Raw genomic sequence first — 12,948 nt, forward strand, 5'->3', positions numbered from 1 at the left:
ATAAATACAATATTTTAACTGAAATAGGCATTTCCATTTTCGACAAAATCGGTTAATATATACCTAGATTCGAATGGACGGAAGGTGGGCGAGGGATGGGGAAAGTCATCGATATCCACGAGATCGGGGAAATTATCCGAAAGCTCAGAAAGGAGAGGGGATTACGGCTGGAGGATCTGGCGGATTCGAATATCTCACCAGCAACGATCAGCAACATTGAACGCGGTGTTCCTCATGTTAACCCGGAGAAAACCCAATACCTTCTGGGGAAGATGAACATTGAAACGGACAAGCTCCCTGAACTGATCATGGGGGAGAAGCGGGCTCTCGAGGGCATGGAGTTCCAGTTTCTTGCAGTGGATTCCCTGTGGGGGGCCGGTGAATTTCAAAAAGCTCTCGACAAGCTACAGGCGATCAATCTCGACGACCCACATCCACTGGCACCTGATTGGTATTATTACTGTGGAAAGTGTTACTTGGAATTGAAAAACTGGAGAAAAGCGGAGCGTTCCTTTTACAAAGGCATCCAGTTGGCTACGCAAAACAGTGTTGCACAGAGAGATAATATTGAGGCGGCCTGTTTTTTGGAAATCGCCCTCTGTTCCTATCACCAAAATGATTTAGTGAAGGCCATCCAGTTTTCCGACAGCGGGATCGATGCGTTTAATCCCGAGGGTGGGCGAACCTATCTATGGCCCTTGCTCCATCGTAACAAAGGGGTTTATTTGGAGCGCCTCGGTCGGGTTGCAGAAGGGATGAAGCTGGTTCAGGAGATGTGGGGGCTTCTCCCTTCTATGGAGCAAGTCGATAGTGTCTTGGGTTTTTATTGGTTGCGGGCAGAATTTTCGCGCCGTATGGGGATGTTGGAGGATGCGCTGAAATATGCCGTTGAAGGATTGAAGCTGGCACGAATCAATGAAAAATATGATTCCATGTTTTCTAGTTGGACGGTTTTGGGTGGGGTCTACATGGCCAGAAAAGAGTGGGATAAAGCGGAAGAGGCTTTTAAAACGGCCTTGAGTTGCGAAAAAAGGGTAACCAACCAAAAACGTTCGATCATCATGTATAACCGCCTTGGTCGGCTGTATTTCCAGCAGGGGAGATTAGAAGAAGCCAAGGAAACGATACGCACGTCCATCCAATACGGAGAAAACCTGAATGACGCCCCCCATCTAGTGAAATCGTTGCTGACCATGGGTGAGATTCACTATTCCGAAGGAGATAGGGAAAAATCCCTATTACATTATCAACGGGCATTGGATTTAGCCCGAAAGCATGGGTACAGGAAATTGGAAAATCGGGTTCTTTACCATTTAGCCCAATACTGGGATGAAATAGACGAGAAGGAATTTCAAAACTGCATGAGGAATATGTACAAGGCACAAGAATTTCTTAAATTTGAGGAGGATGTCGATCATGAACTGGATTAAACGATGCAGTGTTATGATGATTTGTGCTCTGGCTGTACTGACGGGGACGGCTGTATCCGAACAGGCGATAGGATCGGGCCAGACGGGTTACAGCGAGCCGGGCCCTTCCAATTGGAGCGAGCCCGGCCCGTCTAACTGGAGCGAACCGGGCCCTTCCAATTGGAGTGAACCCGGCCCGTCCAACTGGAGCGAGCCCGGCCCGTCCAACTGGAGTGAACCGGGTCCCTCGTGATCGGGAAAGGAAAAGAACCGGCCTTCGGGCGGGTTCTTTTTCATTTGCATGAATTTCCTTCGGTTTGAGGCAGGAAATCACCCTCCCTTTTGTCTAATCCATCCCTATCCCGGAAAGGAGGACTTCGCAATGGAATACCGAAAACGACATGCCCCCATGATCGTCGACATCCTGGAGGTGGGGCGACGAATGCACCGTCAAGGGCTGGTGGCCTCCACGGGTGGTAATATCAGTGTTCGGATTGGGGAGGATCGATTCCTGATCACGGCTAGCGGAGTCAGCAAAGGCAGCATGAGGGAAGAACACATTCTCGTTATCGACGGGGAAGGAAAGGTGATGGAAGGGAAGGGCAGGCCCTCCAACGAGTTTCGTATGCATGTGGGCATCTACCGAGAACGGCCTGACACGGTGGCTGTCGTGCAGGCCCATCCACCGACGGCGACAGCCTTCACTGTGGCGGGTGTCTCCTTGATGGATCCGGTATTGCCGGAAATCGTACTCAGCCTTGGAGGGATTCCAACCGTTTCTTTCGGAGTGCCAGGCTCCGAGGACTTAATGGGGAAACTCCGTCCTTACTTGAAAGAACACGATGCCGTCCTCCTGGAGAACCATGGGGCTGTAACCCTGGGGGGCACCCTCATGCAAGCTTGGAACCATATGGAGGCGGTTGAGATGACAGCCAAAATTCGTCATACTGCTCGTATGCTTGGTACGGAACGGAGACTGACCCGAGAAGAATTGGATCGCTTGCTGCTTCTTCGTTCCGAATATACGCCCCAGGCCCGGACCCCCAGCGGAAAGATCATTCACACTGAACTCCGCGCCCGTGCAAGAGGGGAATCTGAAGAACACGAGGATGAGCAGATCCCGTTTTTTGAATAAAGGTGTTGCTGTCTCTCTAGAAATAGTTAGAGGAATACGCTTATTTCCTCTGATAAAGGAGGTGACCCCCTTCTCTGGTTATACGCTTGCCTCGAATAACGGCGACCCGTGCTTCTACCGCGGCTCTTCTGGAACTAATGACCGCTTCCTTGTTGGCCGTTGTTCTATTGGGGGAACGGCTGACTGCTGAGGATGGAGGGGGGGTGGTCTACTCCTTGCTTCTCTGGCCATTCTATTGTGGCCGGGAAGGCGAGAAAAGAGGGAAACCGATGGAGGGTGACCGTTTACAGCAGGGCGATATGGGTATAACATCAGTATAGGTACCTTTTTTTATGTACCGAGAACCTGTAAAGGGGGCATTCTATTTGGCTTTTGTCATCACCTCGACTTGTAAAGACGAACTAGCGGCGGAATGTGTGGAAGTATGCCCGGTGGATTGCATACACGGAGACGATGTGATGTACTACATCGATCCGGATACTTGCATCGAGTGTGGGGCTTGTGAACCGGTTTGCCCGGTGGAAGCCATCTACGAAGAGGATATGGTGCCGGAAGAAGAGAAAAAATACATCGAAATCAATGCCAACTTTTTCAAGTGAACGGGCAAGCGGGCGCGAGATCGTGCCCGCTTTGTTAATGAAAAGGAGGGCACGTGCGCGCCTTTTTTCTGACCAATCTAAAAAATTGAGCGAGAACCCTTGACGCAGACGATCATCAGATCAATAATAAGAGTTGAAAGGGTAACGCAGGCTCCGGTTTCCAAGCGGAGTAGCCTCTCTATGTTCAGGCAAAGGGAAGAGAGTTGCCGATCGGACAGGTGAGGTTTTTTTCTACCCCAGCAATGAATGACCATTCATTCATGATTGTAACAGGATGTATTTCGGCGGACCATCGGAGAGGAGGAACTTTTTTGGCTCAGATCAAGAAAGCGGCCGTTATTGGTGCGGGCGTGATGGGGGCGGCAATTGCCGGCCACCTGGCCAATGCGGGGATCCGCACCCTGCTCTTGGACATTGTTCCGAGGGAAGTCAACGAGAAGGAACAGGTGAAGGGACTTACTCTGGAAGACCCAGCAGTGCGGAACCGTTTCGCCCGGATGGGGAGAGAGCGGCTCCTGAAAGAAAAGCCGGCCCCCCTTTTCCATAAGAGCATGATGGATCGGATCGAAATCGGTAACCTGGAGGATGACCTGGAGCGACTGTCAGAAGTGGACTGGGTGATTGAAGCGGTGGTAGAGAACCTAAAAATCAAGCAGGATCTCTTCTCCCGGATCGAAGGGGTTTGGAACCCGGGGACCATTATCAGTTCCAATACCTCGGGGATTTCCATCCATGATATGGTCCAAGGACGTTCCGAAGAATTCCGGGCCCATTTCCTCGGTACCCATTTCTTTAATCCACCACGTTATATGAAACTCCTCGAGCTGATCCCGACTGCGGATACGAAGGATGAACTCGTCCAGGAAATGAAAGCGTTTGCTGAGGGGCGGCTCGGTAAAGGGGTTGTTCTCGCAAAGGATACCCCCAATTTCATCGCCAACCGCATCGGTGTTTACGGCCTGGCCGTGACCTTCTGGAAGATGCTGGAGGAGAACCTGGGTCCTGATGAGGTGGATGCGGTGACGGGACGCGCCATGGGCCGCCCCAAAAGCGCGACTTTCCGCACCTTGGATCTCGTAGGTCTTGATACCTTCATCCATGTTTCCGACAATGTGCGTGAAAATGTGGAGGATCCTGAGGAGAAAAAAGCTTTTGAAGTCCCTGCTCTTCTCCAAGAAATGGTGGACAACGGATGGCTCGGCTCCAAGAGCGGTCAAGGGTTCTTCAAGAAGGTGAAAGGGGAGAAAGGATCGGAGATCTACTCCCTCGATCCGCAAACCAAAGAATATCGCCCGCGTAAGAAGCTGAAGGCTCCCTCTTTGGAGATGGCCAAGCGGGCCAAGTCGATGAAGGAACAGCTCCGGGCTCTCGTTTATGCCGATGATGCGGCGGGACGTCTGGCCTGGTTCATCACCAAAAAAGTGCTTCTCTATTCGGCGGCGCGCATTCCGGAGATTGCCGACGACATCGAGAGTGTGGACAAAGCGATGCGCTGGGGCTTTAACTGGGATCTCGGGCCTTTTGAAGTGTGGGATACGATCGGGGTTGAAAAATCCGTCGCCAAGATGAAAGAAGAAGGGGAGAGCATTCCGCCGTTGGTGGAGGAACTGCTTGCTTCCGGAGCCCGGTCTTTTTATGAAAAATCTCCGGAAAGCGTTAAAGCCTTCCATCTGGGCGGTCAATTCCAGGAAGTGGACGAACACCCGAAGGAGATCCACCTGTCCCGTCTGAAAGAGCAGGGCAAGGTGATTAAATCCAACCGGGGTGCAAGTCTGGTCGACATCGGAGACGATGTCCTCTGTCTGGAATTCCACTCTCCCAAAAACGCGATTGCAGCCGACATCATTCAGATGATCCATGCCGGGGTGCAGGAAGTTTCCCGGAACTGGCGAGGTCTTGTGATCGGTAACCAGGGTTCCACCTTCTGTGTCGGTGCCAACCTGATGATGATTCTGATGGAAGCTCAGGATCAGAATTGGCCGGAACTAGATTTGATGATCCGTCAGTTCCAGAAAGCGATGGGGGCATTGCGGGCAGTCGGGAAACCGGTGGTGGCAGCTCCATTCAACATGGCTCTCGGCGGTGGCGTAGAAGTATCTCTGCCGGCGGACCGGATTCAGGCTTCGGCTGAGACCTATATGGGGCTGGTAGAGACCGGTGTGGGCCTTATTCCTGGAGGCGGCGGTAACAAAGAAATGCTGCTGCGCTGGACGGAAGGTGTCGATCCAAAGGACTCCATCGGGTTGCAGAACCGGGTCAACAAGGTCTTTGAAACGATTGCCATGGCCAAAGTTTCAACGAGCGCCGTTGAAGCGAAAGACTACCGGTTCCTGCGGGATGGGATCGATGGTATTACCATGAACCAGGACCATCTTCTCTACGATGCTAAACAGCAAGTGCTCGCCTTGGGTGCCGCAGGCTATCGGGCTCCCGAACCGAGGAAGATCCCTGTGGTAGGGGAGACCGGATTCAATACGCTGAAGCTGGGTGCCTACGGGCTGTTGCAGTCAGGATACATCAGTGAGCACGATTATAAAATCGCTACCAAACTCGCTTATGTCCTCGCCGGGGGCAACCTGCCTGAAGGGGCCCTGGTGGACGAACAATATCTCCTCGATATCGAACGGGAAGCCTTCCTGAGCCTAGCGGGTGAACCGAAAAGCCAGATGCGGATGCAGCACATGCTGACGAAGAACAAACCCCTCCGCAACTGATAAAAAAACAACCGAAGGAGGAGAGGAGAAATGCGTGAAGCAGTCATTGTAGCTGCCGCCCGCACAGCGGTGGGGAAAGCACCTCGGGGGACACTGAAAAACACTCGACCCGACGAGCTGGGCGCTGCTGTCGTCCAGGACTTGATGAAACGGACTTCCGGGCTTGATCCCAAAGAAATCGACGATGTGGTCATGGGCTGCTCGTTCCCGGAAGGGGAACAGGGAATGAATGTCGCCCGAGTGATCGCACTCAGGGCGGGCCTCCCCACTACGGCTGCCGGAATGACCGTCAACCGGTTTTGCGCCTCCGGCTTGCAGACGATCGCCATCGCTGCCGAAAAGATCATGTGCGGGTTTGCCGATGTCGTTATCGCCGGCGGTGTGGAGAGCATGAGCCTGGTTCCAATGGGTGGAAACAAACCCGCTCCCAATCCGTACCTAATGGATCACGGGCCGGAGCTCTATATGTCCATGGGGCATACAGCGGAAGAGGTGGCCGCCCGTTATGGAGTTTCCAGAGAAGATCAGGATCAGTTTGCCCTGCGGAGCCATCGAAATGCCATCGCTGCTATCAAAGAAGGTCGGTTCAAGGATGAAATTGTCCCCGTTACCGTGAAGAATCGGTACGTTGGAGAGGACGGCAAATTAAAGGAGGAAGAATTCGTCTTCGATACCGATGAGGGGCCGCGTGGGAATACATCACTGGATGCCCTGGGTAAACTGCGACCCGCCTTCCGAGTCGGAGGATCCGTCACTGCGGGCAATTCTTCTCAGACCAGCGACGGTGCTGCGGGAGTCATGGTCATGTCACGAGAAAAGGCGGAGAATCTCGGGTTGAAACCGCTCGCCGTTTTCCGTTCCTTCTGCGTCGGTGGCGTAGACCCTGATGTGATGGGAATCGGTCCCATCGTTGCCGTGCCGAAGGCTCTGGAACGGGCAGGGATTACCCTGGACCAGATTGATCTCGTCGAGTTGAACGAAGCCTTCGCCTCCCAGGCTTTGCAGGTGATCCGGGAATTGGAGATCAATCCGGATATCGTCAATGTGAATGGTGGAGCGATCGCTCTTGGCCACCCCTTAGGCTGTTCTGGAGCCAAGCTGACGGTGACTGCCTTGAACGAATTGAAGCGGCGGAACGGGAAATACGGACTTGTCACTATGTGTATGGGGGGCGGCATGGGTGCCGCCGGTGTTCTGGAAATGGTGCAATGATTCTCTGAACATTGGATGACCATAAAGGAGGAAGGCAAGATGGCTGAACAAACGATCGTCAAAGGGGGAAGTTTTCTCATTGAGGATCACTCCCCTGAGGATGTATTCACCCCGGAGGAATTTACCGAAGAGCACAAGATGATCGGCAAGACGACGGAGGAATTCGCTAAGAACAAAGTGTGGCCGGTGCTGGAAGAGATTGAACAGCACAACTTCGACCACTCGGTGCGCCTGTTGAAGGAAGCTGGCGAACTGGGGTTGCTTGGGGCCGATGTACCAGAGAATTACGGCGGGTTGGGGCTGGATAAAATCAGTTCCTCTCTGATCACGGAGAAGATCGCCGTCGCCCGTTCTTTCGGACTCAGCCATGGTGCCCACGTCGGGATTGGAACCCTCCCCATCGTCTTTTTCGGCAATGACGAACAAAAGAAAAAGTATCTGCCGGGCCTAGCCTCCGGAGAAACTTTCGCTGCTTACGCTCTTACCGAACCGGGTTCCGGTTCCGACGCCCTGGGTGCTAAGACGGTGGCGAAACTATCCGAAGACGGGAAGTATTACCTCCTGACCGGTGAAAAACAGTGGATTACCAACTCCGCCTTTGCTGACGTGTTTGTCGTCTATGCGAAGGTTGACGGTGAGAAGTTTACCGCCTTCATCGTAGAAAAAGATTTCCCTGGTGTCTCCACGGGCCCGGAGGAGAAAAAGATGGGGATCAAAGGCTCCTCCACTCGGACCCTCATCCTGGACGAAGCGAAAGTTCCGGTGGAAAACGTGCTGTTTGAGATCGGTAAAGGCCACCAGATCGCTTTCAACATCCTGAACATCGGTCGTTACAAACTGGGTGTCGGCTGCGTCGGCTCTGCCAAACGGGCAATTGAGATTTCCGCCAAATATGCCAATGAGCGAAAACAGTTTAAAACCCCGATTGCCAAGTTTCCGTTGATCCAAGAGAAACTGGCTACCATGGCTGCTAAAACCTATGCTCTGGAAAGTGCGATCTACCGGACAGGCGGTTTCTTTGAAAAAGGGATGGCCCACCTGGAGAACGCCGAGGGTGCTGCGGCAGCCAAAGCGATCGCTGAGTATGCCCTTGAATGCTCCATCACGAAAGTACTCGGTTCTGAAGTGCTGGATCATGTAGTGGACGAGGGTGTTCAGATTCATGGCGGTTACGGTTTCATGCAGGAATATGAAATTGAGAACATGTACCGGGATTCCCGGATCAATCGAATCTTCGAAGGAACCAACGAAATTAACCGCCTCCTGATCCCGGGGACACTCCTACGGAAGGCTATGAAAGGTGAGCTTCCCTTGATGGAGAAGACTGCCGGCCTTCAGGAAGAGCTTCTGATGATGATGCCGAGCTTGTCCGATGATGAACCGGCTCTTCTGGAGAAAGAGGAAGAACTGATCGCCCATGCCAAAAAAATCTTCCTGATGGCTGCCGGACTGGCTGTCGAGAAGTATCAGATGGAGCTGGATAAACAACAAGAGATCCTGCATGACGCCGCCGATATCGCTATCGAAGTGTTCGCGATGGAAAGTGCCCTCCTCCGGACTAAGAAAGCGGTGGAGAAAGTCGGGGAAGAGAAGGCGAAGGCCAAAGTGGAACTGACCACTGCCTACGTATACGAAGCTTTCCCGCGTATCGAGCGGTACGCCAAGCGGATCCTCTCCACCATGGAAGAAGGGGATACCCTCCGTACCCAACTTTCCATCCTGAAAAAGCTGACCCGGTATGAGCCAATCAATGAAGTTGAGCTAAAACGGAGCATCGCTGCACGGATTCTGGAAGAAGAACGTTACGTGGTATAACATTGCAACTGCCAAGCCACGGGTGAAAAACCCGTGGCTTTTTCCTGGTTCATTTTGTCGAAAGATCTTCATGGGCAAGGGGCACCTCTAGGCATAGAAGCGAGTTAAGATAGAGGCAAATAGCCTGCCGGTCCATTATCCCCGGTTGTTCCGGCACAAGGAGTGTTAGCCATGGTTTCATCCAGGAAACAGGACGATCCCCCCGTTCACCAAACTCCGGAGTTAAACGTTCGGGATCGGATGATAACTGCTTATATCCTCTGGTTGTTCTTGGGGGTTTTCGGTGCTCATCGTTTCTATCTTGGACAGGCTCGGTCTGGGCTGACAATGGGCTTTATCGGTCCTCTTTTCCTTTCCTTTGGCTTGGTGTTTTATTTTTTAAAAGGGTTAGGGGTGTCTCCCTTGCTGGTCATGTCTCCATTTATTCTATGGTGGTTGATTGATGCCTGCCTGATTCCAAACAGGGTCCGACAACTGGGGAAAGACTAAGGGCTTTTCCGTTTGGTTAAAAGGGGCACCCTGTCCAGGGTGTTTTTTTGTCATCGACAAAAAAGGTAATAAATGTTGCTTTATGATGAAAAATAAATGTTTATAGTGTAAAGGAGGGGGTGACGCCGGTCTATCCACTTTGTTTTTTGGTTATAAAAGCGATATTATAAAATCGTATGGAAAATATATTGAAAAAATATATGTTTTTTTATAAAATAGGAGGAGAATACTCCTTGGGGGTGGGGCCATGCTGCGGCGTTGGATGGGGTGGTACCTGGCAGGTTATTTGGCCTTCCCCTGTGTGGTCGCCCTCTTGTATATCGTCGTCTACCAACTATATTTGGATTCCACCCGTTTTTACCCCTTTTGGTTGGCGGAATCTTACTTTTACATGGGATTACCCGCAGTGGCAATCCTTGCTTGGAGGGTCCACTGGGGAAAAAAACATCCTCTTTTTTATCTCCTCCTTACCCTAGGACTCCTGGCTGCAACAGCCTGGATGGGGACGCAAAATCTGCTCGAGTATAAGGGGAATGTGGTTCGGGAGCATGTTGTACCCCTGGGGTTAGCGGAAGGAGAATTGCTGACTACAAGTGGAAAGTATACCATTCCGTATTTCCCCTATGACAAAAACCGTCTGGTCGATGCTATCGGAGAGCGAGAGACCGTAGAAGTTTGGGCCGTGGAGAAAAAAGGGTTGATCATCGCCTTTACCGATCCCGCTTTCACCTCGTATACACTGGTTGACCGTCTGCTGGAATTGGGTCTGGGATTGCTGGCTTTAGCGGTCTTTGCGATTTTCTTTTGGGTCGTAGTGGGGATATGGAGTAGGGAAATGCAGGTGAAGAAGGACTACGTACAGATCCGGCGTTGGGGAAAGATGACCTTGATTCCACTGAGGAATTTGATTCACGTCCAGTTGGACCGAAGGGGAGAAGAGATCCGACTGGAAACGGAGGAGATGGTGTACAACTTTCCTTTTGAGGAAGAGGGAGCGAGGGAAGTGGCTGCTGCTGCGGAACGGACGGGTCTGCTCCCTCTTCGGGGTGGAAGGCGTTGGGTACAGGGAGAGCAGTACCGTGAGTTGCGTTTGGAAAAGGAGCGGCTGGTTTTCCTCGGAGATGATGAGCGGGCGATTCCTTATTCCCGGATGACGGATTTAACCTGGGATCCTCTGATCCAGATTACGATGGATGATGAATCTACCCACACGATTACCGATGAACGCTATCTGGACCGCTCCTGGTTTGATGAATTGACAGCTCGGGTGAAGGCCAGCTGGGAAGAGTCGGGACAGAACTATTGGATTCAGGTGGAACCGAGGACCGGGGCTGTCACCCTTGCTCTGGCGGAGGAGTGAATGTTTGCCGTCCCAAAAACTTTACGAGCGCCTGCTTTACTGAGCCAGGCGCCCGCAGTAAGGATCTCATTACGTCCTATCGTTGAAGAAGTGGGCCACCAACCGGGTCATCCAGGGACGGGGGAGAAAACGGGGGAGGGAAGCTGTGAACCAGTTGGCGGTTCCGGGGATGACGAACGGACGGCCTTGTTCACAGGCGAGGAGCCCTTGCCGGGCCACTTCTGCCGCGGGCATCGGGTGTTGTTGTTTAAAGCCCGCCCGTTCGGCGAATTCGCTTTCGGTGCTGCCGGGGCAGAGGGCGGTGACAGTAATCCCGCTCCCTTTCAGTTCTGCGTGAAGGGCCTCTGTATAATGAAGAATGAAGGCTTTCGTGGCACCGTAGCCCGCCATATAGGGGACAGGTAGGAAAGAAGAGGTGGAAGCTACTTGCAGGACCCGCCCGGACCCCCGTTCTATCATCTGGGGAAGAGCCGCCCGGGTAAGGGCGACGGGAACTCTCACATTGAGTTGGATCATTTCCTGCTCCTTCTGCGGGTCTGTCTCGGAGGTGGGACCATACAGGCCGAAGCCAGCATTGTTGATAAGGAGGTCCACTGGATGCCAGGAGATATGTTCCTTCACACGAGTCAATCCCTCTTCCGTGGTGAGGTCGACTCCTACAACCTCGGCAGTCCCGCCCATCTGTTCAACCCCTTCGGCCAGGAGGCGTAGGCGTTCTTCCCGGCGGGAGACAAGGATGATGTGATAGCTTTTTTCAGCTAGCAACCGGACAAACGCTTCCCCAATTCCCGAGGAAGCGCCGGTTACGAGAGCGACAGGCATGATGAATCACCTCTGTGGAAGGATTTTCACGTCTAGTTCCAGGTTTGGTTGAGTTTATCGGCGTAGAACGTACTGTCCCTTCGGCTCTGCTTTATGCTGAGAGGAATATACCGGGGCTTTTCTATCTTCTACAAGTCTACCGTCGGGGCCTGCTCCCCAGAGGGTGGTTAACCGAACATATCAAGACTTTCAACAACGCCCGTCAACCTTTTTTTAGGAGGACGGGCTTCGTGTTGGTCACTTGCGGAAAAAGCTTCGCAGAACGAACAGGGCGTTGGCAGGACGTTCGGCAATACGGCGGGTGAAGTAGGGGTACCAATATTTTCCATAGGGAGTGTAGATCCGAACTTTGTATCCGTCTTGGGCCAGTTCTCGCTGGAGCGTGCCGCAAATACCGTAGAGCATCTGGAATTCGAACCGGTTGGAGGGGATATGGTTCTCCTTGACAAACTGTTTCGTCCAGTTGATGATGGCGACATCATGAGTGGCGATGGCAGTGTAGCAGCTGTTTTTCAAGTGTTTCTCCACTAGGTTCATGTAGGCCTTATCCACGTCCTGTTTATCGGGGTAAGCCACCTCTTTAGGCTCCTTGTAAGCTCCTTTGACAATCCGGAGATTGGCCCCTAATTTCCCCATTTGCTCGACGTCTTCCTCAGAACGGTAGAGGTAGGATTGGATGACGAGCCCGATGTGATTCTTGCTGTACTTTTCAAGGAGGGTAGTAAAGATGTCGATCGTGGCATCGACACGGGAGGAATCTTCCATGTCGATGCGGACGAAATTGCCCGTCTCTTTTGCTTTGGCGGCGATTCGGTCCATGTTGGCCAAGCAAAAATCGGGATCGATGGTTAAACCCAGTTGGGTTAATTTTACAGATATATTGGAATTGACGCCTTCGCGCCGGATCGTTTCAAAGGATTCGATGGTGGCGGCAGTAGCGGCTAGCGCTTCATCCCGGGTGCGGACGCTTTCTCCAAGGAGGTCGAGGGTGACGGCAAGATTGTCAGCATTCAGGCTTTTCACCGTTTGAAGGGTGTCATCCATGCTCTCTCCGGCGACAAAGCGGGAAGCTCCCAGCCTCATTCCGTATTTGGAGACGAGCTTGGTCACCACCGGGTTGGAGGAAACGGTGAGGACAGCTTTGCGTGCCAATGACATAATCTATTCCTCCCATTCCTTCGGGTGATAGCCGAAGTTAACCATGAGGGCTTATACGGGTCTCGCTCGTGCATTCGCTTTCATTATACAATAGAGATTTCTTGAATTGGGCCTACTCCCCCTTTTCTGTACTTTTAGACGAAGGGCTCCCACCTTCTCTCCTATATCGTATGCTGTCCTGTTTTCAAGGGGCATCCTTCCCTCACCGAAGGGCTGCCTGACCCAATAAAAAAAC

The 12,948-nt window shown here is 52.4% G+C and carries 12 protein-coding genes; 10 read left to right on the top strand and 2 right to left on the bottom strand.

Features of this window, described 5'->3' with window-relative positions:
- Window positions 1-95: 95 nt before the first annotated feature.
- The 10 genes from ACFOUO_RS12355 to ACFOUO_RS12400 all read left to right on the top strand — a co-directional run bounded on the left by ACFOUO_RS12355 (window position 96) and on the right by ACFOUO_RS12400 (window position 10,733).
- On the top strand, window positions 96-1,430 hold the full coding sequence (locus ACFOUO_RS12355; protein WP_380705416.1) for a tetratricopeptide repeat protein: 1,335 nt from the start codon (window positions 96-98) through the stop codon (window positions 1,428-1,430).
- Window positions 1,417-1,662: a hypothetical protein gene (locus tag ACFOUO_RS12360; RefSeq protein ID WP_380705418.1), complete on the top strand. Its 246-nt coding sequence runs from the start codon at window positions 1,417-1,419 to the stop codon at window positions 1,660-1,662. Before ACFOUO_RS12355 ends, ACFOUO_RS12360 begins: the two co-directional genes overlap by 14 nt.
- 129 nt (window positions 1,663-1,791) lie before the next feature.
- Window positions 1,792-2,544 carry a class II aldolase/adducin family protein gene (locus ACFOUO_RS12365; protein WP_380705419.1) on the top strand — a complete coding sequence of 251 codons (753 nt, stop codon included), beginning with the start codon at window positions 1,792-1,794 and terminating at the stop codon, window positions 2,542-2,544.
- Between the two features lie 86 nt (window positions 2,545-2,630).
- Window positions 2,631-2,864, top strand: a complete 234-nt coding sequence (locus ACFOUO_RS12370) for a hypothetical protein (RefSeq protein ID WP_380705420.1) — start codon at window positions 2,631-2,633, stop codon at window positions 2,862-2,864.
- A 45-nt stretch (window positions 2,865-2,909) separates the two neighbouring features.
- A complete protein-coding gene (locus ACFOUO_RS12375; RefSeq protein WP_380705422.1) occupies window positions 2,910-3,143 on the top strand; it encodes an indolepyruvate ferredoxin oxidoreductase subunit alpha in 234 nt (77 codons plus the stop codon).
- 260 nt (window positions 3,144-3,403) lie between these two features.
- Window positions 3,404-5,857 (top strand): 3-hydroxyacyl-CoA dehydrogenase/enoyl-CoA hydratase family protein, encoded by a 2,454-nt coding sequence (locus tag ACFOUO_RS12380; RefSeq protein WP_380705575.1) that lies wholly within the window; start codon window positions 3,404-3,406, stop codon window positions 5,855-5,857.
- 30 nt (window positions 5,858-5,887) lie between these two features.
- A complete protein-coding gene (locus tag ACFOUO_RS12385) occupies window positions 5,888-7,069 on the top strand; it encodes an acetyl-CoA C-acyltransferase (protein ID WP_380705423.1) in 1,182 nt (393 codons plus the stop codon).
- Between the two features lie 39 nt (window positions 7,070-7,108).
- The gene (locus tag ACFOUO_RS12390; protein WP_380705424.1) at window positions 7,109-8,884 is read left to right on the top strand and encodes an acyl-CoA dehydrogenase family protein; all 1,776 of its coding nucleotides are present in this window, start codon (window positions 7,109-7,111) and stop codon (window positions 8,882-8,884) included.
- 171 nt (window positions 8,885-9,055) lie between these two features.
- Window positions 9,056-9,373, top strand: a complete 318-nt coding sequence (locus tag ACFOUO_RS12395; RefSeq protein WP_380705425.1) for a TM2 domain-containing protein — start codon at window positions 9,056-9,058, stop codon at window positions 9,371-9,373.
- A 247-nt stretch (window positions 9,374-9,620) separates the two neighbouring features.
- Window positions 9,621-10,733, top strand: coding sequence for a hypothetical protein (locus ACFOUO_RS12400; protein WP_380705426.1), 1,113 nt, complete (start codon window positions 9,621-9,623; stop codon window positions 10,731-10,733).
- A gap of 69 nt (window positions 10,734-10,802) precedes the next feature.
- Here ACFOUO_RS12400 and ACFOUO_RS12405 read toward each other — a convergent pair whose 3' ends face one another.
- Window positions 10,803-11,555 (bottom strand): SDR family NAD(P)-dependent oxidoreductase, encoded by a 753-nt coding sequence (locus tag ACFOUO_RS12405; RefSeq protein ID WP_380705427.1) that lies wholly within the window; start codon window positions 11,553-11,555, stop codon window positions 10,803-10,805.
- 237 nt (window positions 11,556-11,792) lie between these two features.
- The gene (locus ACFOUO_RS12410; protein WP_380705428.1) at window positions 11,793-12,713 is read right to left on the bottom strand and encodes a proline dehydrogenase family protein; all 921 of its coding nucleotides are present in this window, start codon (window positions 12,711-12,713) and stop codon (window positions 11,793-11,795) included.
- Window positions 12,714-12,948: the final 235 nt, after the last annotated feature.

The sequence above is a fragment of the Salinithrix halophila genome, from assembly GCF_042650125.1.
GTDB classification, from domain to species: domain Bacteria; phylum Bacillota; class Bacilli; order Thermoactinomycetales; family DSM-45169; genus Salinithrix; species Salinithrix halophila.

What these genes read in the sequence shown, in the direction of transcription:
- ACFOUO_RS12405 (WP_380705427.1), bottom strand. Translation starts at nt 11,555, where the DNA reads ATGCCTGTCGCTCTCGTAACCGGCGCTTCCTCGGGAATTGGGGAAGCG.
- ACFOUO_RS12380 (WP_380705575.1), top strand. Translation starts at nt 3,404, where the DNA reads ATGATTGTAACAGGATGTATTTCGGCGGACCATCGGAGAGGAGGAACT.
- ACFOUO_RS12355 (WP_380705416.1), top strand. Translation starts at nt 96, where the DNA reads ATGGGGAAAGTCATCGATATCCACGAGATCGGGGAAATTATCCGAAAG.
- ACFOUO_RS12400 (WP_380705426.1), top strand. Translation starts at nt 9,621, where the DNA reads ATGCTGCGGCGTTGGATGGGGTGGTACCTGGCAGGTTATTTGGCCTTC.
- ACFOUO_RS12365 (WP_380705419.1), top strand. Translation starts at nt 1,792, where the DNA reads ATGGAATACCGAAAACGACATGCCCCCATGATCGTCGACATCCTGGAG.
- ACFOUO_RS12390 (WP_380705424.1), top strand. Translation starts at nt 7,109, where the DNA reads ATGGCTGAACAAACGATCGTCAAAGGGGGAAGTTTTCTCATTGAGGAT.
- ACFOUO_RS12410 (WP_380705428.1), bottom strand. Translation starts at nt 12,713, where the DNA reads ATGTCATTGGCACGCAAAGCTGTCCTCACCGTTTCCTCCAACCCGGTG.
- ACFOUO_RS12385 (WP_380705423.1), top strand. Translation starts at nt 5,888, where the DNA reads ATGCGTGAAGCAGTCATTGTAGCTGCCGCCCGCACAGCGGTGGGGAAA.
- ACFOUO_RS12360 (WP_380705418.1), top strand. Translation starts at nt 1,417, where the DNA reads ATGAACTGGATTAAACGATGCAGTGTTATGATGATTTGTGCTCTGGCT.
- ACFOUO_RS12395 (WP_380705425.1), top strand. Translation starts at nt 9,056, where the DNA reads ATGGTTTCATCCAGGAAACAGGACGATCCCCCCGTTCACCAAACTCCG.